The sequence below is a fragment of the Micromonospora sp. LOL_023 genome, from assembly GCF_048060115.1.
Taxonomy (GTDB): Bacteria; Actinomycetota; Actinomycetes; order Mycobacteriales; family Micromonosporaceae; genus Micromonospora_E.
The window spans coordinates 94420-120967 of the sequence record NZ_JBHMIM010000011.1 but is presented as its reverse complement, the minus strand read 5'-3'; the positions used below and the strand labels follow the sequence as shown (position 1 = coordinate 120967).

The 26548-nt window shown below is 69.5% G+C and carries 23 protein-coding genes; 12 read left to right on the top strand and 11 right to left on the bottom strand.

The annotated features are described in order from the left end of the window. The first annotated feature begins 13 nt into the window (after positions 1 to 13). A complete protein-coding gene (locus tag ACFHVL_RS08625; protein WP_416626774.1) occupies positions 14 to 2725 on the top strand; it encodes a hypothetical protein in 2712 nt (903 codons plus the stop codon). Positions 2726 to 2843: 118 nt separating this feature from the next. On the opposite strand, the gene ACFHVL_RS08620 is transcribed toward ACFHVL_RS08625, so the two are convergent. Then, on the bottom strand, positions 2844 to 3518 hold the full coding sequence (locus ACFHVL_RS08620) for a S1 family peptidase (RefSeq protein WP_416626772.1): 675 nt from the start codon (positions 3516 to 3518) through the stop codon (positions 2844 to 2846). A 383-nt stretch (positions 3519 to 3901) separates the two neighbouring features. Here ACFHVL_RS08620 and purS point away from each other — a divergent pair, with 383 nt between their 5' ends. The 3 genes from purS to purL are packed head-to-tail and all read left to right on the top strand — an operon-like array spanning position 3902 to position 7622. Continuing rightward, positions 3902 to 4165 (top strand): phosphoribosylformylglycinamidine synthase subunit PurS, encoded by a 264-nt coding sequence (gene purS, locus ACFHVL_RS08615; RefSeq protein ID WP_416626770.1) that lies wholly within the window; start codon positions 3902 to 3904, stop codon positions 4163 to 4165. Beyond that, a complete protein-coding gene (purQ, locus tag ACFHVL_RS08610; protein WP_416626768.1) occupies positions 4162 to 4845 on the top strand; it encodes a phosphoribosylformylglycinamidine synthase subunit PurQ in 684 nt (227 codons plus the stop codon). Before purS ends, purQ begins: the two co-directional genes overlap by 4 nt. Continuing rightward, positions 4842 to 7622: a phosphoribosylformylglycinamidine synthase subunit PurL gene (purL, locus tag ACFHVL_RS08605; RefSeq protein ID WP_416626766.1), complete on the top strand. Its 2781-nt coding sequence runs from the start codon at positions 4842 to 4844 to the stop codon at positions 7620 to 7622. Before purQ ends, purL begins: the two co-directional genes overlap by 4 nt. Positions 7623 to 7745: 123 nt before the next feature. Here the strand turns inward: purL and ACFHVL_RS08600 are convergent, their stop codons facing one another. Then, the gene (locus ACFHVL_RS08600; protein WP_416626764.1) at positions 7746 to 10112 is read right to left on the bottom strand and encodes a carboxypeptidase regulatory-like domain-containing protein; all 2367 of its coding nucleotides are present in this window, start codon (positions 10110 to 10112) and stop codon (positions 7746 to 7748) included. A gap of 207 nt (positions 10113 to 10319) precedes the next feature. Here ACFHVL_RS08600 and ACFHVL_RS08595 point away from each other — a divergent pair, with 207 nt between their 5' ends. From ACFHVL_RS08595 to amcA, 5 genes are all read left to right on the top strand, one after another. Beyond that, positions 10320 to 10673, top strand: a complete 354-nt coding sequence (locus ACFHVL_RS08595; RefSeq protein ID WP_416626763.1) for a sterol carrier family protein — start codon at positions 10320 to 10322, stop codon at positions 10671 to 10673. Between the two features lie 181 nt (positions 10674 to 10854). Then, a complete protein-coding gene (gene purF / locus ACFHVL_RS08590; protein WP_416626761.1) occupies positions 10855 to 12441 on the top strand; it encodes an amidophosphoribosyltransferase in 1587 nt (528 codons plus the stop codon). A gap of 105 nt (positions 12442 to 12546) precedes the next feature. Continuing rightward, positions 12547 to 13716 (top strand): phosphoribosylformylglycinamidine cyclo-ligase, encoded by a 1170-nt coding sequence (purM, locus tag ACFHVL_RS08585; protein WP_416626759.1) that lies wholly within the window; start codon positions 12547 to 12549, stop codon positions 13714 to 13716. Positions 13717 to 13903: 187 nt separating this feature from the next. After that, positions 13904 to 15007 (top strand): cyclophane-forming radical SAM peptide maturase AmcB, encoded by a 1104-nt coding sequence (gene amcB, locus ACFHVL_RS08580; protein WP_416626809.1) that lies wholly within the window; start codon positions 13904 to 13906, stop codon positions 15005 to 15007. A gap of 109 nt (positions 15008 to 15116) precedes the next feature. Continuing rightward, the gene (gene amcA, locus ACFHVL_RS08575) at positions 15117 to 15275 is read left to right on the top strand and encodes a multiple cyclophane-containing RiPP AmcA (protein ID WP_416626807.1); all 159 of its coding nucleotides are present in this window, start codon (positions 15117 to 15119) and stop codon (positions 15273 to 15275) included. 152 nt (positions 15276 to 15427) lie between these two features. Here the strand turns inward: amcA and ACFHVL_RS08570 are convergent, their stop codons facing one another. Beyond that, the gene (locus ACFHVL_RS08570) at positions 15428 to 15649 is read right to left on the bottom strand and encodes a DUF3073 domain-containing protein (RefSeq protein ID WP_326550471.1); all 222 of its coding nucleotides are present in this window, start codon (positions 15647 to 15649) and stop codon (positions 15428 to 15430) included. A gap of 247 nt (positions 15650 to 15896) precedes the next feature. Further along, the gene (locus tag ACFHVL_RS08565; RefSeq protein WP_416626757.1) at positions 15897 to 17009 is read right to left on the bottom strand and encodes a Glu/Leu/Phe/Val family dehydrogenase; all 1113 of its coding nucleotides are present in this window, start codon (positions 17007 to 17009) and stop codon (positions 15897 to 15899) included. Between the two features lie 178 nt (positions 17010 to 17187). Here ACFHVL_RS08565 and ACFHVL_RS08560 point away from each other — a divergent pair, with 178 nt between their 5' ends. Next, positions 17188 to 18036, top strand: coding sequence for a hypothetical protein (locus ACFHVL_RS08560; protein ID WP_416626756.1), 849 nt, complete (start codon positions 17188 to 17190; stop codon positions 18034 to 18036). A 286-nt stretch (positions 18037 to 18322) separates the two neighbouring features. Further along, on the top strand, positions 18323 to 18532 hold the full coding sequence (locus ACFHVL_RS08555; protein WP_007073996.1) for a BldC family transcriptional regulator: 210 nt from the start codon (positions 18323 to 18325) through the stop codon (positions 18530 to 18532). 195 nt (positions 18533 to 18727) lie between these two features. Here the strand turns inward: ACFHVL_RS08555 and ACFHVL_RS08550 are convergent, their stop codons facing one another. The 3 genes from ACFHVL_RS08550 to ACFHVL_RS08540 all read right to left on the bottom strand — a co-directional run bounded on the left by ACFHVL_RS08550 (position 18728) and on the right by ACFHVL_RS08540 (position 21116). Beyond that, positions 18728 to 18976 (bottom strand): hypothetical protein, encoded by a 249-nt coding sequence (locus tag ACFHVL_RS08550; RefSeq protein ID WP_416626754.1) that lies wholly within the window; start codon positions 18974 to 18976, stop codon positions 18728 to 18730. A gap of 84 nt (positions 18977 to 19060) precedes the next feature. After that, entirely contained in the window at positions 19061 to 19654 is a 594-nt protein-coding gene (locus tag ACFHVL_RS08545) for a hypothetical protein (RefSeq protein WP_416626753.1), read from the bottom strand. 109 nt (positions 19655 to 19763) lie between these two features. Then, the gene (locus ACFHVL_RS08540) at positions 19764 to 21116 is read right to left on the bottom strand and encodes an ABC transporter substrate-binding protein (RefSeq protein WP_416626751.1); all 1353 of its coding nucleotides are present in this window, start codon (positions 21114 to 21116) and stop codon (positions 19764 to 19766) included. A gap of 156 nt (positions 21117 to 21272) precedes the next feature. Here ACFHVL_RS08540 and ACFHVL_RS08535 point away from each other — a divergent pair, with 156 nt between their 5' ends. Further along, positions 21273 to 21674, top strand: coding sequence for a hypothetical protein (locus tag ACFHVL_RS08535; protein WP_416626750.1), 402 nt, complete (start codon positions 21273 to 21275; stop codon positions 21672 to 21674). 6 nt (positions 21675 to 21680) lie between these two features. Here ACFHVL_RS08535 and ACFHVL_RS08530 read toward each other — a convergent pair whose 3' ends face one another. From ACFHVL_RS08530 to ACFHVL_RS08515, 4 genes are all read right to left on the bottom strand, one after another. Then, the gene (locus tag ACFHVL_RS08530) at positions 21681 to 22436 is read right to left on the bottom strand and encodes a LytR/AlgR family response regulator transcription factor (protein ID WP_416626749.1); all 756 of its coding nucleotides are present in this window, start codon (positions 22434 to 22436) and stop codon (positions 21681 to 21683) included. After that, positions 22433 to 23707, bottom strand: a complete 1275-nt coding sequence (locus ACFHVL_RS08525) for a sensor histidine kinase (protein ID WP_416626748.1) — start codon at positions 23705 to 23707, stop codon at positions 22433 to 22435. The genes ACFHVL_RS08530 and ACFHVL_RS08525 overlap by 4 nt, the downstream gene beginning before the upstream one ends. A 115-nt stretch (positions 23708 to 23822) precedes the next feature. Beyond that, positions 23823 to 25334: a sugar transferase gene (locus ACFHVL_RS08520; RefSeq protein WP_416626746.1), complete on the bottom strand. Its 1512-nt coding sequence runs from the start codon at positions 25332 to 25334 to the stop codon at positions 23823 to 23825. 322 nt (positions 25335 to 25656) lie between these two features. Next, positions 25657 to 26535, bottom strand: a complete 879-nt coding sequence (locus ACFHVL_RS08515) for an Fpg/Nei family DNA glycosylase (RefSeq protein ID WP_416626745.1) — start codon at positions 26533 to 26535, stop codon at positions 25657 to 25659. Positions 26536 to 26548 lie beyond the last annotated feature (13 nt).

Below are 26548 nucleotides of genomic sequence, written 5' to 3'. Positions count from 1 at the left end.
TGCAGTGGACATCATGGATCTGATCGTCGCTGGCGACGCGGCCGGCGTGGGCCGGGCGATGGGCGAGCTCACGCCAGCGCAGCGCGCCGGACACGCCGAGGCGCTCGCCGAGTTTCGGACAGCACTGCTGTGTTACGAATGGAGGGAGTTGCCTCAGCCGGAGCGGTTCGGGCGCCTCGCCGCCGAATTCGCCGCGCAACCCGACCCCGGCACAGCCGGGAAGTGGCTCACCGAGATGGAGAACCACTACTGCCAGAAGGACGACATCAGGTGGGAGGACGACGAGAAGAAGACTGCTGGGCCGCACCGTTGGGTGGTCGAGGTGGTGGACCTCTGGACGGCCGAACAGCAGACGGGTCTGGTTCCCGCGATTGACTCAAGGAGGGACCTTTTTCCGCTTGCCGACTACCTGATCCGGCGCACCGGCTGCCCCCCGCCGACCTCCCGCCGGTTCCTCCTCCATTGGCTTTCGACCCGGTGGTGTCGCGGTGACCCTGACCTGGTCCCCAACCCGCCCGGGGAGACGTTCGGTGAGCGGATGCGAAACGACCCGCTCACCCCAGTCCTACTGCCCATCGTCGAGATGGAGCCAGATTCCTATATGTCGGACTCCGCGCAGGCCGAACTCATCGCAGCTGGTCTCATCAGCGGGGACTATGTCGTCGACCTCGTCTTCCGCCGAGTCGGCCGCGGCGACCTCTGTTCGCCGCAGGGGGACAAGGCACTGGTGCGGTTGATTGCGGATGATCCGCGGTGGCGCGTCTTGGCGGCGGAGTACTGGTCCAAGATGCTGCGAGGGTGGCTGGAGCAGGTCCGGCAGACGAGCGAACGCAGCGTACTGCGCAGCCGCCTGGAGATGGTCGAGGATATGCCCCCCACCTTGGCGCAACATGCTGCGATGGGCCGTGACTATCTCACGTTGTTGGAACTGTGGGTGCCGGTGGCCGAGTATGCCCGGGCTCGTCTCGCCGAGTTGGACGAGGCCGGCTTGGTCGAGCCGGAGCTGGTGACCGAGACGACTCGACGACTCCTTCGCAGGCCGGACAAAAAGCTCATTCGGGCGCACCTGAGGTGGATCGACCGGACAGCACGTCGAGACCCGGCACGAGCCGGCCAGCTGGTGCGGTCGGCAGCTCTGGCGTTCGAACATCCGGACATCGCTGTGCAGGAGCAGGCACTCAAGGTGGTTGCCCGGCATCTGGATACCGCGTCGGCGGCGGAGCACGCCGGTGCCGACGAGCCGGTCCGGGCTGTCCTGGCGGCAGCGGCGGCCCGGTTGACGCCTGCACTGTCGGCACAGGCCGCCGACCTGTTCGGATCGGCGGCGCGGCGCGGCGAGCCGTACGTCGAGACGCTGCCGATGGTCGATGCGCCCGCCGCGGTGCCCGAACCGCTCGGCACGCCCGCCGAGGTCGCCGAACAGGTGGCCGCCGTGCTGGCCGGCAGTCCGGACATCGTGGTGTTCGAGCAGGCGCTCGACGGACTTGTCCGCCACTCGGCCCGCAACCGGGCCGGACTCGCCGCGGCGCTGGTCCCCGTCGTGCGGCGGGTACCGGGACGGCCCAGTGACTGCACACCTGTATACCTGTGGGTCGTTGTCCACGCGGTGACCGGTGCGGTGCTGGACGACGACTGGCTCGTGCCGCGCTGCTGCGAGTTCTCGCCCCCCGGTCAGCTGCTCGCCGCCCGCATTCGGGAAGCCGCCGAGGCGGTACGCGCCGGCGACCTTCCGTACCTGCTGGCGGTTCCGACCGACGCCACCGGGGCCCTCGACGCGGCGGTACTCGTGGAGCGCCTGGCTGCATACGCCGACCGTGGCATCGCCGCGCGGTCGGCCGATCTTGGTCAGGCCCTGCTGCGGGTCACTCCAACCACCGACCAGCGGGTGCTTGACGCAGCCGACAGGCTGCCGGGCGAGGCCGGACTTCAGCTGTCCAGCTGGCTACGGGCCGGTGGCTACCCGCATCAGCCGTCGGCACCGGACGACTGGGAAAAGGTTGACGCCTTCCACATCGTGCACCGATTGATCGACCTGCCCGGAGTGGTAACCGATGTGCAACTACCGGCCGACACCGAGCTGCTCTTTCGTACCGGCACGACATGGGATCGGCGGTGCCGCAACCAGTTGGCGGCATGGGTGGCCATGTTGCCGCACCACCGGGACAGGGTGGCGAATTGCTACTACAACCACAGCGCCAATCAGGCCTACACAGAGCGGGACAGGCGGGCCTGGATGCGTCTACTTCCGCAACTGGCCGAGTCGGGCGGCCCGGCCGACTTCGCCCTACATCTCAGCCTCGCGCTGGCCATGGACGCCGACCGTCCGCAGGAACGCGCCGCGGTGATCGACGCGATCCTGGTCCTGGCTGCCCGTGGCGATCTGGACGGCGGCCTGCTCGGTCGGCAGATTGTGAAGCTCGGTGCCGAGGAGATTCCGTTTCTCACGCTCAGCCGAGCAATCGACACCTTGGGTGAGATGGCCGCTACCGGTGCCTACGCCACGGTGTGGTCGGTGTGTCGAGGCGCGCTCCCCGGCCTGCTCGAAGGCGAACCGGTGGCGCGGGGGGTAGGGAAGTTGCTGACCCTTGCGGTGGAGTGCGTGCTGCGGTGCGGGGCGAGCGGCGAGATTCCGCAGGTGACCGCCGTGGCGGCGCGTCGTGGGTCGAGCGAGCTGGTCAAGAGTGCGCGAGCGTTGGCGGCGGCGCTCGCGGGCACCGGGCGGTAACGACGAGAGCCGCACCGCCCGGGAGACGACGGGCGGCGCGGATTCCGGGGAGGTCTGCGGAATCCGCGCCGTCCACCATCCGGACCAGCCGGCAGAGTCTGGTCGACTCCGTCCGTGCTCAGACGCCAGCGATCGACTGGATCCAGGCCCGGTTGTACGCGACGCTGCCGTAGTTCTGGATGGTGGTGCCGTTGGCGGTGGAGGCCACGCCGACCTGCTGGCCGTTGTAGAACTCCGGGCCGCCCGAGTCACCGCGCCAGGCGTTGCCGTCGATCCGGCTGCTGCGGATCGCCCGGCCGCCGTACGCGTCGGTGACGCTGGTGCTGGTCACCCGGACCGACGCCGTCTTGAGCTGGGGCGAGGCGTCGCAGCCGCTGTAGCAGGTCATGCCCCAGCCGTAGATGCTGTTCGTCGAGCCGACCGGCGGGTAGCTGCTGGACAGGGTCACGTAGCTGGTGCTGATCGGGCTGGAGAAGTAGAGCAGCGCCAGGTCGTACCGGCTGTAGCTGGCGCTGACGGTCCGGGTGACGCCGCCGGAGGACCGGTAGACGCTGCCGACCCGGACCGACATGCTCCCGCTGACGCAGTGCCGGGCAGTCAGCACCCAGTTCGGGGCGATGATCGTGCCGGAGCAGGTGAACGAGCCGTTGCTGAAGACCGCTGCAGCCCAAGGGGCCGACGAGACGGTGCCGCCGCCGATGATCTCCTCCGGCGCGGCGGAGGCTGCGGTGGGTGCGGCGACCAGACTGATCAGGGTGGTGGCGACTGCTGCCACGGCCAGGCGGATGCGCATGGGGGGTCCTTCCGAGGAGGCGACCCGGGTGCGGGTCGGCGAGCCGCCGTCGCCGGAGGGGATGACCGGCCGACGGAGTGTTACAGCCAACGTCCGATGGATGCCATCTGGCGTTTGACGATTGACGGTAGGCGGCGGCGAGCCCATCTACAAGAATCAAATCGAGGTCATACGATGCGTTGATGCCCGGCGGGTGTCGATGATGGCGGAGCCGCCGACCGCACCGACTGTCCCCGTTATCAGTTCGTGGCCGATTTGTAGCCCGATCACCGATTCGGCTCCTGGACCGCCGGTGCGTCGCAGCTGGCGTCACCAGGTAGGCTGACCGGTGCGCGGCCCGTCCGAGGCCAGCACCCCAACGCGTACACGGTCAGGAGTGCCACGTGGCTCGCGTCGTCGTCGACGTCATGCTCAAGCCGGAGATTCTCGACCCCCAGGGGCAGGCGGTTGCCAACGCGCTGCCTCGGCTGGGCGTCAGCGATGTCGCGTCGGTGCGCATCGGTCGGCGGATCGAGATCGAGTTCACCGGCGAGCCCGACCTGGATCGGGCCCGGGAGATCGCGGACAAGTTGCTGGCCAACCCGGTGATCGAGGACTACGAGGTCCGGTTGGGTGAGCAGCCCGAGAGCGCGGACAAGTCGTCATGAATGCCCGAATCGGCGTGGTGACCTTTCCGGGCTCGCTCGACGACGGTGACGCCGCCCGGGCGATCCGACTCGCTGGCGGCGACGCGGTGCGCCTCTGGCACGGCGACGCCGACCTGCGGGGCGTCGAGGCAGTGGTGCTGCCCGGCGGATTCTCGTACGGAGACTACCTACGCTGCGGGGCGATCGCCCGCTTCGCCCCGGTCATGGAGTCGATCATCGCGGCGGCCCGCGACGGGCTGCCCGTTCTCGGCATCTGCAACGGCTTCCAGATCCTGTGTGAGGCCCATCTCCTGCCGGGCGCGCTCACCCGAAACCAGCACCTGCATTTCCGTAACCGCGACCAGCTGATCCGGATCGAGGCCGCCGACACGGCATTCACCAACGCCTTCTCGCCGAAACAGGAGGCACTGATCCCACTCAAGAGCGGCGAAGGCTGCTATGTGGCCGACGCGCGGACCCTGGACGAGTTGGAGGCGACCGGCCGGGTGGTTGCCCGCTACGTGGGCGGCAACCCCAACGGCTCGCAGCGCGACATCGCCGGGATCGCGAACGCCGCCGGCAACGTCGTCGGGCTGATGCCGCACCCCGAGCACGCGGTCGAGGACCTGACCGGTCCGTCCCGCGACGGTCTCGGTTTCTTCATCTCCATCCTCAAGCACCTTGCGGGAGCGCCGGCATGACCACGCAGTCGGAGGCGGCAGCGTCCGCCGGGCCGGCGGACGCCGACATTCCAGTAGCGGTCGACCCGTACGTGGGCGGCCCGGACACTGTCGCCCGCGCCGTCGACACCCAGGGCGAGCTGCAGCCCTACACCGAGCTGGGGCTGCGCGACGACGAGTACGAGCGGATCCGGCAGATCCTCGGCCGCCGACCCACCCAGTCCGAGCTCGCCATGTACTCGATCATGTGGAGCGAACACTGCTCGTACAAGTCGAGCAAGGTGCACCTGCGGCAGTTCAGCGAGAAGGCTCCGCCGAGTGAGGTGATGCTCGCCGGCATCGGCGAGAACGCCGGAGTGGTGCAGGTCTCCGAGACGCTCGCGGTCACCTTCAAGGTCGAGTCGCACAACCACCCCAGCTTCGTCGAGCCGTACCAAGGCGCGGCGACAGGTGTCGGCGGCATCGTCCGGGACATCCTCGCCATGGGTGCCCGGCCGGTCGCGGTGATGGACCCGCTGCGGTTCGGCGCCGCCGACCACCCCGACACCGCACGGGTGCTACCTGGCATCGTCGCCGGTGTCGGCGGCTACGGCAACTGCCTGGGCCTGCCGAACATCGGCGGCGAGGTCGTCTTCGACCCCTGCTACCAGGGAAATCCGCTGGTCAACGCGTTGTGCATCGGCGTACTGCCGGTGGATCGGCTGCAGAACAAGGCCGCCGCGGGTGCCGGCAACGTCGTGGTGCTGATGGGTGCGAAGACCGGCCGCGACGGCATCGGCGGCGTCTCCGTCCTGGCCAGTGCCACCTTCGACGACACCAGCCAGCAGCGCCGCCCCTCGGTGCAGGTCGGCGACCCGTTCATGGAGAAGCTGCTCATCGAGTCGTGCCTGGAGCTGTACGACGCCGGCCTGGTGGTCGGCATCCAGGACCTCGGCGGCGCCGGGCTGACCTGCGCGCTCACCGAGACCGCCGCTGCCGCCGGCACCGGCATGCGGGTCTGGCTGGAGCGGGTTCCGCTGCGTGAGCCCTCCATGGAGCCACACGAGATCCTGGCCAGCGAGTCGCAGGAACGGATGCTGCTCATCGTCGAGCCGGCCAAGCTCGACGGCGTGCTGGCCATCGCCGACAAGTGGGGGGTGATCGCCACCGCGATCGGCGAGGTCACCCCCGCCGAGCCGGACGGCCAGCCCGGTCGACTGGTGATCACCTGGCGCGACCACACGGTGGTCGACGTACCACCGGGTTCACTCGCCGACGACGGCCCCGTCTACGCCCGCCCGATGCGCGAGCCCGCTGACCTGATCCTGCTGCAGGCCGACCGGGCCGAGACGCTGCCCCGGCCAGGCAACCCCGACGAGCTGCGGGAAACCCTGCTGCGGATGATCGCCTCGCCGAACCTGTGCGACCGGACCTGGGTCACCGAGCAGTACGACCGCTACGTCCTGGGTAACACCGTGCTCGCCCAACCCGAGGATGCCGGGGTCATCCGGATCGACGACCAGACCGGCCTGGGTGTCGCGCTGTCCGTCGACGGCAACGGCCGCTACGCCCGGCTCGATCCGTACCAGGGTGCCAAGCTCGCCCTCGCCGAGTCGTACCGCAACGTCGCCATGTCCGGCGCCCGCCCGGTCGCGGTCACCAACTGCCTCAACTTCGGCTCGCCGGAGGACCCGAGCGTCATGTGGCAGTTCGCCGAAGCGGTCCGCGGTCTCGCCGACGGTTGCGCCGAGCTGGGTATCCCGGTGACCGGTGGCAACGTCAGCTTCTACAACCAGACCGGGGCCGCCGCCATCCACCCCACTCCGGTGGTGGGCGTGCTCGGTGTCCTCGACGACGTGGCGCAGCGCGTACCGATGGGATTCCTGCCGCCGGCCCACGCCGACGGTGACCTGATCATGCTGCTCGGCGAGACGAATCTGGAGCTGTCCGGTTCCGAGTGGGCCTGGGTCACCCACCAACACCTCGGTGGTACGCCGCCCAAGGTCGACCTGGCCCGGGAGCGAGTGCTGGCGACTGTTCTCGCCGAGGCCGCCCGGGTCGGCCACATCAACTCGGCGCACGACCTCTCCGACGGCGGTCTGGCGCAGGGCCTGGTCGAGGCATGCCTGCGGCGTGGGATCGGTGCCCGGATCGCGCTCCCGCCCGAGTTCACCGATGGCTCGATGCCGTTCGTCTTCCTGTTCAGCGAGTCGACCGGGCGGGCTGTCGTCGCGGTGCCGCGTGGCCGGGAGAAAGCGTTCGCCGCGCTGTGCGTCGAGCATGACCTTCCGTGGACGATGATCGGCGTCACCGACCCCGGGGCCCGACTGCTGGAGGTTCGGGACCAGTTCACCGTTGGTCTCGACGAGTTGCGCGCCGCGTACACCGGCACGCTGCCGGCACTGTTCAGCGGCGTCGGGCAGGGCAACGTGCCCGTCGACCCGCAGGATCCGGACGCCGCTGGCACCCCCAGCGACTCGGCTGCGGTGGACAGCCCGGCCGGCGTTGCGGACGACGCACCGGCGACCATCGACGTCGACCCGGACAATGCCGAGACCGACGCGGTCACCGAGTCCGACGCGGTCGCCGACTCCCTCGAAGAGGCGGACGGAGCGGTCACGGAGCCGGACGATGGCGAGCCGGACGACGGCAAGCCGGTGGGCGAGGTCGCAGCGGACTCGGACGACGAGGGCGCTGGGGCGGCCACCGATGACGATGAGGCAGCCCAACCGGTCGACCGTCCGGCTGCGATCGCGGACGACCCGACGGCAGCGGACCCGAAGACGGACGGCTCCGCCACGGCGAAGTCGACGGACTGATCGTCTCGCGGTTTCCGCTTCCGCGCCGATTTCGACGCGGCTGATATACGAAGCAGAGCGGTGGGCCAGGACCTTTTCAGGTCGCGGCCCACCGCTCTGCTTAGCTGTGGGTGTGTGGCTCGCTCAGTCGTCGAGCCAGTCCAGCGAACGCCGTTCCCCGCCCCGACCGGCGGGCGGCGTGGCAGGACCGCCATGCCGTGAGGAGTCACCGGGTGGCTGCTCGCCGTACGGCTGCTGGTTGTAAGGCTGCTGGTCATATGGCTGCTGCCCGTATGCGGGCTGCCCGTAGCCACCCCGCTGGTCCGGAACCCGACGGTCGTCGTACCCGCCACCGGCAGCCGACGGGTAGCCGCCACCAGCGGCCGGGTCTGGGTAGCCACCACCGGCAGCCGACGGGTAGCCGCCACCGGCAGCCGACGGGTAGCCGCCACCAGCCTCGTCATAGCCGGCGCCAGCCGGCGGGCCGTACCCACCTGCCCCGCCGGGGTAGCCACCTCGGTATCCCGGATCGGAGCCGTACTCGGCACCTCGGTCGCCGCCATAGCCGCTGTCGGGGTAGCTTCCGCCGGCCGGTGCCCGACTGTCGCCGTAGCTGTCCGCAGGACTACCGCCGAAACCGGCGTTCCCGTAGCCACCGCTCTCCTGGCCGCCGTAGCCGCCGGCTGGAGCGCCGCCCCGGTATCCGGCCTGCGGAGGCTCCGGACCGCGGGGCGGGGCCGGCGGGTCCACCCGGCCCGAGTCGTGGCCTCCGTAGGCACCTGAATCAAACGCGGACCCGGTGGTGCGACCGTAGCTTTCCGGCTCGTAGCGCCCGGTGGGCTCATCGTAGCGGTCACTGCCGTAGCCGCCGCCAGCGTAGCCAGCTGTGCCGGAATCGCCGCCGTACCCGCGCCCGCCCCGGTAGTCCCCGGGGTCGTCTGCCGCCGGTCGGCCAGCCGGCGCACCGTACTGACCTGGTGCCGAGGAACTGCCGTACGGGCCTCCGGAGGCCGGGGCGTTGCCGTACGGGCCGGCTGCACCAGACGAAGGGGCGTTGCCGTACGGGCCGGCTGCACCAGACGAAGGGGCGTTGCCGTACGGGCCTCCGGAGGCCGGGGCGTTGCCGTACGGCGAGGTGTTGCCGTACTCGCCGGGCCGGGCCGACCCGGTCGCGCCGCCATACCCGCCGCCGCTGGCCGGGCCCGGAGCATCCGGGCCGGGGACCGCACCGTACACACTGGTGGCATCGGCCGCGCCTGCGCCGCCGTACATCGGTTGGCTTGGCGGTCCGCCCCAGCCTGGCCGCTGTTCGCCCCCGTATCGTTGGTCGCCTCCGCCGGGCGGGCTCGGCGCCTGCGGCAGCGCGCCGTACGGGTCGGCGAACTCGTCCTTGATCGGTGCCATGTTGTGCAGCATCGTCGGCGCGTCCGACAGGGACGGCCGGGGAGTGATCATCGTGGCGTCCGAGACGGGGCCGTCCGGCATCGTCGGCATGGCGACCCGGGTCGCGTCGTCCGCGCCGTGATAGACGCCCTGGCTGCCGGGGACCGAGGCCCGACCGCCGCCCGGATCGTCGTCCGACGGATCCGCCTCGTCCTCGGCGTTGTCCCTGCGCCGGACCAACAGCAGGACGATCGCGCCGACACCGAGGGCAACCAACAGGCCACCCATGATGATCAGCAGCCAGGAGCCCATGCCGTTGCCGGAACTCTCGCTTGCCAGATTCTGGGTCTCGACCGCCGGGGTGCTGGTGGCCGGAGCGCTCGGAGTCGGCTCGACGGAGGCTTCCGCGCTCGCCTCTGGTGTTGGTGTCGGCGATGGCGTCGGTGCGACGTTCGACTTGAGGGTGATCCGGTCGACGGTGATCGACTGGCCGGCGGCGGCGGTGACGCGCTTGGGATCACTGCCGTCGTAGCCGTCGGCGACCGCACCGACCAGGATCTCGCCGGGGGCGATCGGCCGGTTGTTCGACGAGGTGAACCGGTAGTTGCCGTTGGCGTTGGTGGTCGTGTCGTAGGCGTTGTTCTGTGAGTCGCTCATCGCGACCACGGCGCCTTCGATGGGTTCGCCGGTGGAGACGTCGGTGACCTTGCCGGCGACCTCTTTGACCCGCGGTGCCTCCTGCGGCCCACGAATCGAGATGTCCCGCTGCGCGGTGCCGGACTCGCCAGCGACCTCGGCGCGGATCTCGACCCGGCCGCTGCGGGTCTGGTTCGTGGCAACCTGACCGGCGACCAGTCGGACCGAGAACTGCTTCTTCCCGTCTTCGGCGTCGATGGTGTCGGTGAAGTCGCACGAGCCCTCGCAGCGCAGCTCACCGATGTTCGTCGTCACCCGGATGTTGAAGGTGGTCTGCGCGTCTTCTCCGGTGTTGGTGTTGGTCACCTCGAACTCGAGGGTGGCCGCCTCGCCGGAGTTGAGGGTGCCGTTGGAGAGACTACGGATCGTCACCTGGGGGGCCGCGGCCTGAGCTGGCGCGACGGGGAGGGTGACCAGCGCGACGGCAGCCACCGCTGCGACAACACCGGCCCGCGAAAGCCAGGCTCGTAGGTGCGTTGTCACGTCCACCGCCTTCCGGTTTGATCCTTCCCCGCACCAGGATTCGGGCAGGGGCCACCCGTGACGAGTACACCGTCGGCAACTATGCCTTGCCGAGACGGATCAGCGCGACCCAGGGGCGGTAGGAAGTGGATTCCGACCTAGTCGTATCGTCCTCATATGTCCTCTCTGCACAGTAAGTCCGCTGTGGTCGTCGCGGTGTGTGACGCCCTCGCGGCAGGTGCCACACCGCCGCGTGTGCAGCTACGCGAGGCGGTCCGGGTGCTGTTGGCCGGCCTGGCCGATCGGGCACCGGGCCGATCGGTGGAGGTGCGTGTCCCACCTTACGGTGCAATTCAGTGTGTAGCCGGGCCACGACACACCCGTGGGACGCCATCGAATGTTGTGGAGACGGATCCGGTGACCTGGGTGCTACTGGCGACCGGGCACCTTGAGTGGTCATCGGCCGTACATAGCGGTCGTGTCACCGTTAGCGGGCCGAGATCCGACATTTCAACGTATCTACCAATCTGAACAGACATGCTTCTTTTGTCAGTTGTGATCGGCCAGTCACCCGGCCGGTGTCGGGCTATTCGGAGCACTCTGGGCCAACTGGAAGCTCGCGTACACTGTTGCGCGACGGTAGTCCGGTGACAGCCCGCACCGAAGCGTGCAGGCCAGGCGTCAAAGCAGACCAGTTACGAGGGAGCGGCAGGTGCCCCGAGGCGACGGCCGGTTGAGTCATGATCTTGATCCCGAGCGACCAGGTCCGCAGGACGCCTGTGGCGTCTTCGGTGTGTGGGCTCCGGGCGAAGAGGTCGCCAAGCTCAGCTACTTCGGTCTTTACGCACTACAGCACCGTGGTCAGGAGGCTGCCGGGATCGCCGTCAGTGACGGATCCGGGATCGTGGTCTACAAGGATCTGGGCCTGGTGGCGCAGGTCTTCGACGAGCCGACCCTGGCGAGCCTGCGCGGGCATCTGGCCATCGGCCACGCGCGCTACTCCACCACCGGTGGCTCTACCTGGGAAAATGCCCAGCCGACGATCAAGGCGACCAGTGCCGGGACAACGATCGCGTTGGCGCACAACGGCAACCTGGTCAACACAGCGCAGTTGGCCCGGGAGGTCGCCGAGCGGGGAATGCCCACCGACGGATCGACCTCGGACACGTCGCTGGTGACCAGCCTGCTGGCCAGCCGTCCGGACGTATCGGTGGAGGCCGCGGCGCTGGAGGTGCTGCCGACCCTGCGCGGCGCGTTCAGCTTCGTGTTCATGGACGAGACCACCCTGTACGCGGCCCGCGACCCGCACGGCGTACGGCCGTTGGTGCTGGGCAGGCTGGAGCGCGGCTGGGTGGTGGCCAGCGAGACCGCCGCGCTGGACATCGTCGGCGCGACCGTCGTGCGCGAGGTGGAGCCGGGCGAGCTGATCGCCATCGACGAGCACGGGTTGCGCTCGGCCCGGTTCGCGCCGCCGGACCCCAAGGGCTGCCTGTTCGAGTATGTCTACATCGCCCGCCCGGACACCACCATCGCCGGTCGCAACGTGCATGGCGCGCGGGTGCAGATCGGCCGACGGCTGGCCAAGGAGCACCCGGTCGAGGCCGATCTGGTGATCCCGGTGCCGGAGTCCGGCACCCCGGCCGCGATCGGCTACGCCGAGGAGTCCGGCATCACCTACGGCGCCGGTCTGCTGAAGAACTCGTACGTCGGTCGGACGTTCATCCAGCCGTCGCAGACGCTGCGCCAACTCGGCATCCGGTTGAAGCTCAACCCGCTGCGGGAGAACGTGCGGGGCAGACGGCTGGTCGTGGTCGACGACTCGATCGTGCGCGGCAACACGCAGCGGGCGATCGTGCGGATGCTGCGCGAGGCGGGAGCGCTCGAGGTCCATGTCCGCATCTCCTCGCCGCCGGTCAGCTGGCCGTGTTTCTACGGCATCGACTTCGCCACCCGAGCTGAGCTGCTGGCAAACGGCCTTGATACGGAGGGTATCCGGCGCTCGATCGGTGCGGATACTCTGGGTTACGTGTCGCTTGCCGGTCTGATAGCAGCAACCGAGCAGCCGAAGACACGATTGTGTCGGGCATGTTTCGATGGGGAGTATCCGATCGAGTTGCCGGCCGGCAACCTGATCGGCAAGCACGTGCTCGAAGGTGTGGACCGCCGGGTCGCCGGCGGGGTCGGCAAGTTGGGGGACACCGCAGAGCAGGACTACCAGGCCGGCGGCGACCGGACCGGCCAGGGTGCTCAACCGTTCGCTGTCAGCCCCGGCGGCGTTGAGGCACTGCACCGCCCGTAGCCGGCCGGGACCGGCCCCGGCCGTCCCGACCGGCAGCCCGAGTCGAGCGATGCTCGACAGCTACCCGACGCGGCTCATACCGCGAGAAGCACAAAGGGGAGAATCGTGACGCACGTGACTGAGCGCGGTAGCGCGGATGTCGGTCCGAACGCCGACGACTCCGACGCCCGCACGGCCACCCGGCAGCCGTGGACGGCCAGTTCCGGTCGAGGTGGCCGCAAACGTACGGTGACGTACGCGGACGCCGGTGTGTCGATCCACGCGGGGGAACGCGCTGTCGAGCTGCTCAAGTCGAAGGTGCGCAAGACCAGCCGACCCGAGGTCATGGGTGACATCGGCGGCTTCGCCGGACTGTTCCGACTCGACGTGCAGAAGTACCGCAACCCGATCCTCGCCTCGTCGACCGACGGCGTGGGCACCAAGCTGGTCATCGCCCAGCAGATGGACATCCACGACACCGTCGGGATCGACCTGGTCGCGATGGTCGTCGACGACCTGGTTGCCTGCGGTGCGGAGCCGTTGTTCCTGCTCGACTACATCGCCTGCGGCGAGGTGCTGCCGGACAAGGTCGCCGAGATCGGCGCCGGCATCTCGGACGGCTGCCGGTACGCCGGGTGCGCGCTGCTCGGCGGCGAGACCGCGGAGCACCCCGGGGTGTTGCGACCGGATGAGTACGACGTGTCGGCGACCGGCGTCGGCGTGGTCGAGGAGAGCGAGATCCTCGGCCGGGACCGCGTCGAGGTCGGCGACGTGGTGATCGCGATGCGGTCGTCCGGGCTGCACTCCAACGGCTACTCGCTGGTCCGGCACGTGCTGCTCGGCGCTGGACGGATGCGGCTGGACTCGGTGGTCGACGACTTCGGCGGGCAGCGGACCCTCGGCGAGGAGCTGCTGACGCCGACCAAGATCTACGCCCAGGACTGTCTGAAGCTGATCGAGGAGTGCGAGGTCCGGGCATTCTCCCACGTCACCGGCGGCGGGATTCCCGGCAACCTCGTCCGGATCCTTCCGGACAACGTCGACGCCCTGGTCAACCGGGCCACCTGGAAACCGCAGCCGATCTTCGACCTGGTACAGGCCAAGGGGCGGATCGAGGACGGCGAGATGGAGTCGACCTTCAACATGGGCGTCGGCATGTTCGCGATCGTCTCCGCCCAGGACGCCGATCGCGCCCTGGCCTGCCTCACCGGCCGCGGTATCGAGGCCTGGCAGGCCGGCGACATCATCGAGGGCACCGGCACGGTACAGATGGTCGGCCACCACACCCGAGGCTGACGCCGCGTTCCGTGGTTCACATCTTCCATCGCCGTCGTCGTCCGATGCGGTCCCGCCTGTGCGACGCTTCACCTCGGTCGAACCGACCCCTAGCCTGAAACGACATCCGTGACAGGTAGGAGACGGGATGAGCGGGCAGGAAACCCGGCGGGGCCGAACCGGGTCGCCCCGGCCGGTCCCGCAGGGCATGCGTGGCATCGCCACCGTCCCCAGCTTCGTGGTCATGCAGCCCACGACGCTGTGCAACCTTGACTGCAGTTACTGCTACCTGCCGTTGCGGGCGGCCGACCGGCAGATGTCGGTGGCGGTCGCCGCCGCCGTCGCCGGCTCGGTCAACCCCTGGGCGGCGACGCGCCGGTTCTCGGTGGTCTGGCACGGTGGTGAGCCGTTGGCGGTCGGTCGGGAACGGCTCGGCGCCCTGCTGGGTCCGTTCAGCGCCGCGGTGGAGCATCATGTGCAGACCAACGCCACGTTGATCGATGACGCCTGGTGCGAATTCTTTGCCGAGCATCGGATGCGGGTCAGCGTCAGCGTCGACGGCGCACGGCACCGCAATGGCGAACGACACGGTCGCGGTGGTCGTCCGGCGTACGACCAGATCATGCGGGGCATCGACGCGCTACGGCGTCACGACATCACGTTCTCGGCGTTGTGTGTCGTCAGCGACCCCCGCCCGGGCCTGGCGACCGAGTTGTACGAATTCTTTCTGGACCTCGGCTGCGACGTGCTCGGGATCAACATCGAGGAGACCGAGGGAGTGAACCTGCGGCCCAACCGGTGGTCGCCCGAGGCCGTCGCGGGCTTCTGGGCCGAACTGCTCGGTGCCTGGCGGCAGGCGCCCCGCATCCATCTGCGCGAGGTGGAGTGGACGCTGCGGTACGCGGCCGCCGTGCTCGACGGCACCGCCGACGAGGTGTTGCCCCGGCAACTGGATCCGATGCCGACCATCGGATACGACGGGTCGGTGGTGCTGCTCTCACCGGAGCTGGCTGGCTTTTCCGACCCCCGGTACGGGGATTTCACCAGCGGCAACGTGCTGACCACCGGGCTGGCCGAGCTGCTCACCACCCCTGGGCGGGCTGACTGGATCACCGAGTTCGCGGCGGGGGTGGAGGCATGTCGTCGGGAGTGCCCGTATTTTCGCTTCTGTGGAGGCGGCCACGCTGCCAACCGTTACTTCGAACACGGGCGTTTTGATGGTACCGAGACCAACCACTGCCGCAACAGCAAGATTCACCTACTGGAGGGAGTGTTGGCCCATGCCCGAGACGAGCCGCCGCCCGCAGCCTGAGCAGGTCGTCCCCGAGTCCGACCTGGCCGCCCCCCACGGCGGCGCCTTCGCCACCAGGGCGGCTGGAGCCAGCTCGGCCGCAGCCGACGTCGACCAGGTCACCGATCGGGTGTACGCCGCCCGGGAAGGGCTGGCGATCCTGCTCGAAGAGGCACAGCGTGCCCGGCACAGCCGGGCCGAGGTGACCGGCGCCAGCGGTGCGGTCTGCGCCTGGAATCACTTTGAGAACATCCCGACCTTCTACAACTGGAACAACCGACCCCGCTGACGGGCAGCGGAAACGTCCGGTGGTGCGCACCCTGATGGGGCCGCGCACCACCGGATCGGCAGTGTTCCTGCGCATCCGACGTGCTGGGATGGTGTCCTCCGACATGAGCAAGCACGCAGGGTGACTGCGTGCTTCTGTGTCAGTCGGACCCCTCAGCGGGACGAAGAGGGCGTCCAGTTACCCCGGTCGTCGTCGGCTTTGTCGTCCTTGTCATCGTCGGCGAGGTACGGATCGTACTCGTCGTCGAAGTCACGATCCGACTTGCCGCTGCCGGCGAGCTCCCGCTGCAAGGCGGTTAGGTCGGTGTTCGGGGAGTGATATTTCAACTCCCTTGCCACCTTTGTCTGCTTGGCCTTAGCACGGCCGCGCCCCATGGCTCGACCCCCTCGCACAGAATTCGGGGCAGCCCGAAGGCGGGCCCCGATGACGTCAGGCATCTCTCGTGGCTCTTACGGTACATGGGCAGACCCAGGTTCGGCACCTCGGGTTGCATCGGGTCGCTCCCGCGCGTCGTCGGACTCGCTCCGGCGGCCGGCGGCAGCCGGGGTAAGGACCCGGCTTGCCGCCACTCGTGACTGCTCCGTCGGGTGCGGATCACCGGCGGTGACGGTGTGCCGCCGGTCAGCGGAGGTGGATGGCGCGCAGCCGGCCGATGCCGGCCATCCGGCGCTCGGCGAGCCGGTCCGCCGCGACGGACGGCGGCACGCCTTCGGCATCGGCGGCGCGCAGAATCTCCTGGGTGGTCTGGTAGATGCGGGTGGCCCGGGCCTTGGCCCGATCGAAGTCGAACCCGTACCGACCGCTGGCCGAGGGCATCGCCGCCCCGGTGACCTCGTCGGCGACCTGGATCACCCCGCCGGCGTTGACCACGTAGTCCGGTGCGTAGAGGATGCCCCGTTCGGCAATCAGCTTCTCGACACCGGGATGGGCGAGCTGGTTGTTGGCCGCGCCCGCGACGATCGCCGCCCGCAGCGCCGGCACCGTCTCGTCGTCGAGCGCGCCGCCGAGCGCGCAGGGCGCGTAGACGTCGATGTCGCTGCGGATCAGGGTGTCGGTGTCGGCGACCAGATCCACCTGTGGGTAGGTGCGGCGTGCCCAGTCCACGGCCCGCTGGCTGACGTCGGTGGCGACCACTGCGGCGCCGTCGTCGACCAGGTGCCCGGTCAGGTAGCGGCCGACCTTGCCCAGCCCGGCGATGCCGATCCGTCGGCCGGTGAGACTCGGCGAACCCCACCGATGTTCGGCGGCGGCGCGCATCCCCTGGAGGACGCCCCACGCGGTGAGGACCGAGGAGTCGCCGGCGCCACCGGACTCCCGGCTGCGTCCGGTGGCGAAACGGGTCTCCCGTGCCACGATGTCCATGTCCGGCACGTAGGTGCCGACGTCGCAGGCGGTGTAGTAGCGCCCGCCGAGGGACTCGACGAATCGTCCGTACGCGCGCAGCAGTGCCTCGGACTTCAGCTGGTCCGGATCTCCCCAGATGACCGCCTTGCCGCCGCCGAGGTCGAGCCCGGCCATCGCGTTCTTGTAGGCCATGCCCCGGGACAGCTCCAGCACGTCGTGCAGGGCATCCGCCTCGGTGGCGTACGGGTAGAACCGGGTGCCGCCCAGCGCCGGGCCGAGCGCGGTCGAGTAGATGGCGATGATGGCCCTCAGCCCGGTCGGTTGGTCCTGGCAGAAGACGACCTGTTCGTGTCCGGTGGTGCCGGGGCCGGGGTTGGCGAAGACGCCCATGTCTGCTCCTGAGGCGGGTGGGGCACCCTTGTGAGGTGTCGGCCGGTTGCGGCGGGCGGGTGGGCCCGCGCGAACGAGCCTAGTATCGATCGGCGGTGCCGGCGCCCAGCCGGTGCCCGAGCGGCTCTTTGCCGGCCGGCAGGGGCGATGCTGTGCGTTTTCGTGGGAGGATCGCGCCGTGCCGTCCCTCTTCGCTTCCTTCGCTTCATACCTGCGGGTCTATGAGCCGCTGGCCGCGTTCGACCACGAGCGACAGGTCTACTGGCGCCGGTACGTGCGTGAGGGTCGGGCGGTCGGCCCGTTGGAGGGCCCGGGTCGGCAGCGTACCGCCGTGATCGAAGGGCTGGGCGCGGGCTGGACGCGGCTGCCGGATCTGCCGGACGAGGCGTATGTGCTGGAGTCGGACGACACGTTGCTGATCTGCCCCTGGAACCTGCGGGTACGGGTGGCGGAGGCCGCGTTGAGCGCCCGCGACGGTGTGCCGTCGATCCTCGCCGATGCCTTCGTGCCGCCGATCCTGGCCGGGCAGGCCAGGGCCGTGATCGACGATTGGCGCAGCGGAGCCCGGGTGCTGGAGCACGGCGTTCCGCGAGTGCACGAGCAGGCCTCGACGTGGGGGGTGCCGTTGCGGTGGTTCGTCTTCGTCGACCTTGCCGAGCGCGAACTGGTGGCGTCCGCGCCACGACGGGCGCTGCGTTACCGTACGGAGATTTCGAAGGCCCGCCGTCGGGCGTCCCGTGGCCTGACGGTGTTGCGCAAGTCGGTGGGGGACGCGCCGATCACCGAGGCGGTGGAGGAGAGCGCCCGTTGGCTCGAGGAGTTCCATCCGCGTTCGGTGGTCGAGTTGGACTACGGCGGACTGGTGCGGCTGCTGCCGGACGAAGCGCTGGAGGCCGACGATTCTCCCGGGCTGGTCGCCGCCGGGCTGGCCGCGCTCTCCCGCGGCGACGCTGAAGCGGCTGGCGAGACGTACGAAAAGCTCGTCGCCCGGTGGCGCACCGTACAGCTACTGGAACGCTGCAATTAGTCACCTGACCCTCCCCGGAAGCCGACATTTAGTGATCAGAACCCTATTTTGCTAGGCCTATCATGAGGGGCATTCGTAATCAGGCGTTCACGACCGGTGATCACGAGTCCGATTATGGTATGTTCTGACACAAAAAATGGATAAAAATCGGTCATTGCTCATCCGTCCATCCAAGGACGTTCGGCCGTTCGGCCCATGTCGGACATCGGGGACTAGCCGGACCATGGGAGACGCGTCGGCCGGCGGGACCCCGGCCGATGTCTATAGCACTGTGGAGGAGTGACTGATGGCATCGCGTACGCACGAACCAGAGCCGCTGCTAACGCCGGCCGAGGTGGCGTCGATGTTCCGAGTCGACCCGAAGACCGTCACCAGGTGGGCGAAGGCCGGCAAACTCAGCGCCATCCGGACGTTGGGCGGCCACCGTCGTTACCGGGAGTCGGAAGTACGTGCCCTACTACAGGGCCAGATTCCCCAGCAGCGCCAGGGTGACTGACTGGCCATCTCTCCAGATGGGCTGACATCGGCTACCTGGGGGCGGTGATTCCCGGCTCGTTCGGGGTCCCGCCCCTGAACTTTGCCCGAACTCACCCGGCGGGTCACGCCCGCAGCGGCACCGGCGCGGTGGCAGACGACGCAGAACGGCCCGGCGGGTGGTCCGCCGAGCCGTCCGCACCACATCCCGATCGGTTCAACTGGTCGGCGGGTGGCCCCCGTCGCCGTCGACGACCTCGTCCGGCGTGCCGTCCTCGTCGAGATCGACCATCGTGATGTCGACCTTGCCGTCGCCGTCGGTGTCGAACTGGTACATGTCAGCCTTGCCGTCGCCGTCGGTGTCGACCACCCACACGTCGGTCTTCCCGTCGTTGTTGGTGTCGGCCTTGAGCAGGTCGACGCGATCGTCACCGCGGGTCTCCACGGTTTCCTGAGCCTCGGTCATGGCTGGTCCTTTCGTCGCGATGTCACAACAGCTGCGGATGTCGACAGTAGGGTGCCATCCGGCTGGCCGCGACCCGAGCGGGGCTCACCTGGCGGCGTACGGGTTGATCTCCGGGTTCAGGTAGGTCACCGAGTCCGGCACGCCGTCGTGGTCGGTGTCCCGCAGTACCTGGTCGGCGACCCCGTCCCCGGTCAGGTCGACCCGCATCTCGTCGGCACGGCCGTCGAAGTTGGTGTCTCGGGTCCAGGTGTCGAACTGGCCGTCGTAGTTGGTGTCGGCGGCGACGTGGTCGATCAGTCCGTCACCGTCGGTGTCGGCGGAGACGACGTCGATCCGGCCGTCGGCGTCGGTGTCCGCGCGGATCTCGTCGACCTGCCCGTCGCCGTCGAAGTCCCGCAGCATGGTGTCCAGCCGGCCGTCGCCGGTGTTGTCGACCAGAGCGATCTCGGCGATGCCGTCGCTGTCCGCGTCATGCATGACCAGATCGGCAACCCCGTCGCCGTCGCGGTCGACGACCATGTCGGTGGACCCGTCGAGGTTGTGCTGGACGATCGTGTACGGGCTGGCACCATACGGCTCGTGGCCGGCGTCGTCGTGACCCGGGTCGTCACTGCCGCCCAGACCCTGCTCCGCCTCGACCGCCTCGTCGCTGAGTGCCGGGTCAACGTACTCGCTCATCCTGCCGCCTCTTCCGCAGATCGTCCTGGCTGGTGACGAGGCCAACGGTACGCAGCGGCGACCGCTGCGTGATCCCGAGAAAGTGCCACCCGACCGGACCGACCGGCGTCTACTGGGCTACCGGTAGCCCAGCCGCCGACAGAGCTTTGATCACCTGCGCCGACTCGCCGAACCCGATGATCAGGATTGCGTCGGCACCGAAGGACTTGATCTCCTCGGCGCCGCCGGTGAAGTCGACCGGTGGCGCGTCCGCGCCGTCCGGCGGCTCGTAGGTGAGCAACTTGAGCCGGTCCGGCGAGATCCCGGCCCGGGTCAGCTCGGCCCGGACGTTCTCCTGCAGGCCCTCGCCGTAGGAATCCTTGCGGGCGACGACGGCGACCCGCTGCGGACCGTCGCGCATGATGACGTCGGCCAGCGCCCGACCCTGCAGCAGGTCGGACGGGGCGGTACGGAAGTACAGCCCGGAGTCGTCGATGGTGCTCAACCCGGCGTCGGTGTTGCACGGCGAGAAGAGGATCAGCCCGGCGGCGGCGACGTCCGGCAGCACCGCGCGGGAAACGCCGGAGGCACCGGCCCCGATGATGACGTGTACGCCATCGTCGATGTGCCCGGCCACCGTGGCCCGGGCTACCTCGGGATCGGTGCCGTCGTCGCCGTCGAGCCACTCGACCGGGTCACCCAGCACGCCACCGGCCTCGTTGACCTCGCGCACCGCGAGCTCCGTACCGGCCGCCAACGGCGGGTACGCCAGTGCGAGGTCGCCGGTGATCGGCAGCAGCCCACCCAGCTTGAGCGGGCCGTCGTTGCGGTCGAACTCGTTCTGCGCGGTCGCCGGAGGCGGGGCGACCGTCGTGGTCGTGGATTCGTCGCCAGCGCCGAGGAACTCCGTCTTTCCGTTGTTGATCCGGCCGTTCTCGTCGAAGTGCAGCGTCGCGTAGCTGGCGGTCGAGGGCTCACCGGCGTCGGTGAAGCCGCCCCGCTTGAGCGACACCCCCCGGTACTCGATGTCCGTGCCGTCCTGCGCCAACTCCAGACAGAGTTCGACGGTGTCGCACTGTTCGCCGCCGGTGGTCACTCCGTTGATCTGCGCGGCGATCTTCGCCGGTTCGGCGCTGCCGGCCAGTTGCGCGGCCAGCGCACTGATCACCACCGCGTCGTACGCCTCACCGGCGTAGAGAAAGTCGTTGAGCTGAGAATCGACGGTGCGCAGGCGCGCCACGAAGTCGTCCGACAGCGGTGTGAGCGGGCTGGTGCCCTTCATCCCGGACAGCAGCTTCGTCTGCTCCGGGAACTCCGCAGCGAACGAGTTGCTCATGTTGCCATCGGTGCCGTACAGCCGAACGGAGTCGACGAGGGTCTCGACGTCGTTGGTCGACGTCCCGCCACCGCAGCCGGCGACGGTGGCCAGCAACGCTGCGCAGACCGTAAGGGCGGCGGGGCGGTAACCGCGTGACACGAGCATGGGACGTCCTCCATCGGCCGAAGGTCCGCAGCGCACCTTAGCGTCTTGGCGGCTCAAACGCGATGTCGACGGTACTTCGCCGAGCGCGGTGCCGGATTCGTCCCGTTGGACGCGTTCGTTGGTCACTGCTTGACCATGCCGCATACCCTTCCGCTCATGACCGACCGACGTGATGGAGCCGACGAGTCGTTCACCGACGCCGCGGAGATCCTGCGCTCCGCGCTGGCCGGGGACAGCGATGGCGTGGCGGGTGCCTTCGACGCGGTGGTGGACCGCGACGGCGTCGCTGGCGCCTACGACGTCGCGTGGTGCCTGGCCGCCACGATGGTCGGCGACGACGCGCCGGTCGGTGGGTGGACGCTGGACTTCCCCGGGATCGACGAGGCGCGCTACGACGCGCGGTGGGTGGCCCGGTTCCTCAGCGCGTACGCCAACTCGGACGCCTCGACCGGTGAGGCGTTGTTCGGTGCCGCGCTGGCCGACGGCCAGCTCTCGGAGTGCCTGCTCACCCTCGCCGGCTCGGCGGTCGCCACCCTGCGCCGCCGGCGCGCGGCCTGACCGGCTTCACCGGCTCCAGTCGTGTTTGGCCGCCCGGACCAGTTTGTCCTTGAGCTCGCGGGTGTGTCGGCGGGAGACCGGAAGTTCGGTGCCGTCGATCACCACGACGTAGCCGGAGTTGGCCAGCCGTAGCTCGGTGATCAACCGGAGCTGGACCAGGAACGACCGGTGGATGCGGACGAAGCCGGCGTTCGCCCACCGCTCGCCCAACGTGGCCAGCGGAACCCGGACCAGGTGGGAGCCGTCCGCGGTGTGCAGGCGGGCGTAGTCACCCTGAGCTTCCACCCAACGCACCGCGGAGCGGGGCAGCATCCGGGTGGTCCCGGCCAGTTCGACGGGGATCGCCGGATCCTCCTCGTTGCGGGCCATCGCGGCGGGGTGCGCCGGTACGACCCGGGCGGTCAGCACCCGACGGACCGATTCGGCCAGCCGTTCGGCCCGGACCGGTTTGCGGACGTAGTCGGTGACCCCGAGGTCGAAGGCGTCCACCGCGGCGTCGTCGTAGGCGGTGACGAAGACGATCGCCGGCGGCCGGGCGAACCTGCGCAACACCCGCGCCAGCTCCATGCCGTCCAACCCCGGCATCCGGATGTCGAGGAAGACCGCGTCGACGTCGGTGTCCCGCAGCACCCGCAGCGCCTCGGTGGCGTCGGCGGCCGTGTGCAGCAGGGCCACCCGGGGGTCGGCCCGCAGCAGGTAGGCGAGTTCGTCGAGGGCCGGTGGCTCGTCGTCGACCGCGAGCGCCCGCAGGAACGGGGTCACGACACGACCTCCCAGCGCCCGGCCGCCCCCGGCCGTGCGTCGGGATGGAACTTCGGCACCCGCATGCTCACCTTCGTACCCGCTCCCATCGCCGTCTCCACCACCAGACCGAACTGATCTCCGAAGACCGATCGCAGCCGCTCGTCGACGTTCGACAGGCCGACGTGCTGACCAGCGTCGTCCACCGGGTCGGCACCCCGGAGATCCGGGTCGGTCCCGGCACCGCCGGTGAGCACTGCGGGGTCCATGCCCACGCCGTCGTCCTCGACGGTGATGTGACACTCGGTTCCGGCGTCGCGCGCCTCGATACTGACCGTACCGAGGCCGGGCTTGCGGGACAGCCCGTGCCGGACGGCGTTCTCCACCAGTGGTTGCAGGCAGAGGAAAGGCAGGTGGACCGGCAGTACCTCGGGTGCGATCTGCAACCGCACCTGGAGCCGGTCGCCGAAGCGGGCGCGTTCGATGGTGAGGTAACGGTCGATCGAGCGCAGCTCCTCGGCGAGGGTGGTGAACTCGCCGTGCGCCCGGAACGAGTAGCGGGTGAACTCGGCGAACTCGAGAATGAGATCCCGGGCCCGTTCCGGATCGGTGCGGACGAACGAGGCGATCGCGGTCAGCGCGTTGTAGATGAAGTGCGGGCTGATTTGGGCGCGCAACGCGCGTACCTCCGCGCGGGCGAGTCGTTCCCGCGACGAATCCAGCTCGGCCAGCGCGAGTTGGCTGCCGGCCCATCGCGCGGTCTCCAACGTCGCCTGCACCATTCCCGGGGCGGGATCGTCGTCCACCACGGCGACCAACGCCACGGTGGCGGACCCGTCCGGGCCGGTGAGCGGTGCCACAACGGCCCCTCGGACCAGGCAGTCCGGGCGGTCGCACGGCAGGTCCCGGGCGGTCAGCACGACCGACCGGCCGGCGTCGAAGGCCCGCGTGGCCGCCGCGGTGAACTGCTCGCCGTGGTGGCCGCCGCGACCGTCGAACGCGAGTACCTCGCCGCCGTCGGTCGTCCCGGCCACGGCACCGATCAGGGCCGCGCCGGGAGCACCGACCAGCGCCCGCAGGTGCCGCACCGCCTTGGCCGCGCCCGCCGGGTCCAACCCGTTGCGCAGCGGTTCGGCGGCCAGGCCGGCGGTGTGCAGGACCTGGTACGTGGCGCGTTGGGTGGCAGTGGCGATCCCCCGGCGGGCCCGGAGCCGCACGACCGCGTACACCGCGACGGCCAATGCGGTCACCAGGGCCACAACCGCCAGCGGTGCGGATAGGTTTGCCCCCACGGACGAATCCTGTCCCTCTGTCGGCGGTGCTGCCAAGCGGACGGCGAACCCCAGTCGGCCAACGGTCGGCTACCGGCTTCCGGCGGACTGTCGGGTGACGCGTTGCGAGGACCGGTCAGTAGGCACCCTTGCGGGCGAGTACCACCCCGATGGTGCGCCAGAGGATGCTCAGGTCGTAGGTCAGCGACCAGTTGTCGACGTAGTACAGGTCGAGCCGGACCGCTTCGTCCCAGGACAGGTCGGACCGCCCGGACACCTGCCACAGGCCGGTCATCCCCGGCCGGACGAGCAGCCGGCGTCGGACGTCGCCGAGGAAGTCGCCGTCGTCGGCGGGCAACGGTCGTGGCCCGACCAACGACATCTCCCCCCGGAGCACGTTGATCAGCTGAGGAAGCTCGTCGATCGAGCTGGCCCGCAGGAACCGTCCCACCGGGAAGACCCGCGGATCGTTGCGGATCTTGAAGAGCATGCCGTCGGTCTCGTTCTGGTCGACCAGGGAGGCGAGTCGCTCCTCGGCGTCCACGTACATGGTCCGGAACTTCCAGACCCGGAACACCTTGCCCTCGTGCCCGACCCGGGGCTGCTGGAAGAACACCGGCCCCCGGTCGGAGATCCGGATCGCGATCGCCACCGCGAGGAACAGCGGTGCCAGGGCGATCAGCCCGAGGCCGGCGGCCACCCGGTCCAACAGGTTCTTGGCCAGCCAGCCCAACCCGGAGAGGGTGGGTTCCTCGACGTGCAGCAGTGGCAGGCCCTCGATCGGGCGGATGTGCACCCGGGGACCGGCGATGTCGGTCAGTTGCGGAGCGACCACCAGGTCGATCCCGCTGCCTTCCAGCTGCCAGGCGAGTCGGCGCAGCTCACCCGGCTCCGAACTGGCCGAGCCGCAGACCGCGATGGTGTCCGCGCCGACCTCGCGGACCAGCGCCAGCACGTTGCGTCCGGCGTACACCGGCACCGGGGTGTCGATTCCACGGGCGGCGGCGTAGCCGTCGGTGAGGTGGATGGCGACCGGGACCAGGCCGGCGGACGGGCTGCGGGTCACCGCGGTGAAGACCTCGAGCGTCTCCGGCAGGGTGCCGATCAGCACCATCCGGTGGGCGGCCTGCCCGACCCGTCGCCGCAGTATGTGCAGGGCGTACCGGGCGAGGAACCGGAACAGCAGGATGCACGCCAGCGCGCCGGCCAGCGCGGTGGCCACCGAGAGCCGGGACAGGTCGGTCTTGGTGGCGAAGGCGAGGAAGGAGACGCTGGCCGCGACCGTGACCCCGGCCCGGATCGCCCGCTTGAACTCGTCGGTGCCCAGGCCGAGGTAGCGCCGGTCGTAGGAGCCGGTGCCCCAGAGCACCACCAGCCAGCCCAACGGCAGCAGCAGGTAGGTCACCGTGTGGAACCAGGTGGCGTCCTTGTCGGCGTCGGAGAAGCCGGAGGTGGCCTTCTCGAACAGCGAGATCGAGACGTAGCTGGCCAGCACCGCCGCGGTGAAGTCCAGGACAAGCAGAATCGCGGTGTACGGGCGGTGCCAGCCCGACACGCGCCGACTTGCCCGGGTCCACGCCGACCGGGGTACGCCGTTGGTCGGCGGCGGTGCGGGTGGTTGGATCTCGAAGCTGTCGACGTGGCGCAACCTGCTGCTCCGGCTGGTATTGGTTACCGGGCGTTGGAGGCTTGTCGTCACCTCACCCACGTCCTCCCGCGTGACACGTGCCGCCCACTCTCCGTGAAGGCTCGGCTCGCCCACCAGCTCAGTCTCCCACGGTGACCGCACACGGACGGTAACCCGAAAGACTTTACGCCCCCTGTCCGAATGGCGGGGACTGGCGAACCCGATGGCGTTGAAGCATTGGGACCGGGCCACTATACCGATGGAATCTCGCCGGGGAAGTCCCCGATCTGGTGTACACCGATCTGGCGCGGGACGATCAGCGACACAAGCCGGATTTTGTCACCTAACGCACAAGACGGGACAACCGTCGGTCAGCGAGTGGCCGGCCGCGGGTCTGGCAAGTGGGGCAATACTGCAGGCTGGAATCTGCAAAAGAGACATCTTTCACATGATCCCCACAAACAGGACAAGGTAGACCGGTGCGGCCATGTACCCGTAGTCCAGAACGCTTCTCGCCCTTCAACTCCGCGGCCCGCTGACCCACCGACCGTTCCACGGCGGCGGTCAACACCTGACGCGTCGCGTCGTGCAGCACCGCCAACTGGTCGTCGGTGAGGCGGTTGGTCGACGCGAACGGCGACAGCCGGGCGGTGTGCAGGATCTCGTCGGAGTACGCGTTGCCGACCCCCGCCAACACCTCCTGCTCGGTCAACACTCCCTTGACCTGCCCGCGTCGACTCCGCAACCGTCGCGCGAAGGTGTCCCGGTCCACCGCGAGCACATCCGGGCCCAGTCGAGCCACCCCTGGCACCTGCCCCGGCTCGGTCACCAGGTAGACGGCCAGCTTCTTCTGCGTACCGGCCTCGGTCAGGTCGAAGCCGGAGCCATCGTCCAGACGGACCCGCAACGCGATCGGGCCCTTGCCCGGCTTCAGCGGCGCCGCCGACGGAAACGACTCGCGGTAGTGCAGCCAGCCGGCCCGGGCCAGGTGCGTGACCAGGTGGACCTCGCCGCCGGTCACCCCTGCGGCGTCCAGCGTGACGTCAAGGAACTTGCCGTGCCGACCGGTCGCGGTGACCACCGACCCGGCCAGTGCCGACGGGGGCGGATCGTAGGTCTTCAGCGCGTTGATCGCGCACACCTCGACGCGCTCCACCCGGCGGCCGACCGCGCGCTCCCGCAGGTAGGCCGCGAGCGCCTGCACCTCCGGCAACTCGGGCACGTCCCAAACGGTA

Excerpts from the sequence above, each read along its gene's own strand:
- ACFHVL_RS08625 (WP_416626774.1), top strand. The coding sequence starts at position 14 with ATGGATCTGATCGTCGCTGGCGACGCGGCCGGCGTGGGCCGGGCGATG.
- ACFHVL_RS08620 (WP_416626772.1), bottom strand. The coding sequence starts at position 3,518 with ATGCGCATCCGCCTGGCCGTGGCAGCAGTCGCCACCACCCTGATCAGT.
- purQ (WP_416626768.1), top strand. The coding sequence starts at position 4,162 with ATGAATGCCCGAATCGGCGTGGTGACCTTTCCGGGCTCGCTCGACGAC.
- purL (WP_416626766.1), top strand. The coding sequence starts at position 4,842 with ATGACCACGCAGTCGGAGGCGGCAGCGTCCGCCGGGCCGGCGGACGCC.
- ACFHVL_RS08595 (WP_416626763.1), top strand. The coding sequence starts at position 10,320 with ATGTCCTCTCTGCACAGTAAGTCCGCTGTGGTCGTCGCGGTGTGTGAC.
- amcB (WP_416626809.1), top strand. The coding sequence starts at position 13,904 with ATGCGTGGCATCGCCACCGTCCCCAGCTTCGTGGTCATGCAGCCCACG.
- ACFHVL_RS08570 (WP_326550471.1), bottom strand. The coding sequence starts at position 15,649 with ATGGGGCGCGGCCGTGCTAAGGCCAAGCAGACAAAGGTGGCAAGGGAG.
- ACFHVL_RS08565 (WP_416626757.1), bottom strand. The coding sequence starts at position 17,009 with ATGGGCGTCTTCGCCAACCCCGGCCCCGGCACCACCGGACACGAACAG.
- ACFHVL_RS08555 (WP_007073996.1), top strand. The coding sequence starts at position 18,323 with ATGGCATCGCGTACGCACGAACCAGAGCCGCTGCTAACGCCGGCCGAG.
- ACFHVL_RS08550 (WP_416626754.1), bottom strand. The coding sequence starts at position 18,976 with ATGACCGAGGCTCAGGAAACCGTGGAGACCCGCGGTGACGATCGCGTC.
- ACFHVL_RS08545 (WP_416626753.1), bottom strand. The coding sequence starts at position 19,654 with ATGAGCGAGTACGTTGACCCGGCACTCAGCGACGAGGCGGTCGAGGCG.
- ACFHVL_RS08540 (WP_416626751.1), bottom strand. The coding sequence starts at position 21,116 with ATGCTCGTGTCACGCGGTTACCGCCCCGCCGCCCTTACGGTCTGCGCA.
- ACFHVL_RS08535 (WP_416626750.1), top strand. The coding sequence starts at position 21,273 with ATGACCGACCGACGTGATGGAGCCGACGAGTCGTTCACCGACGCCGCG.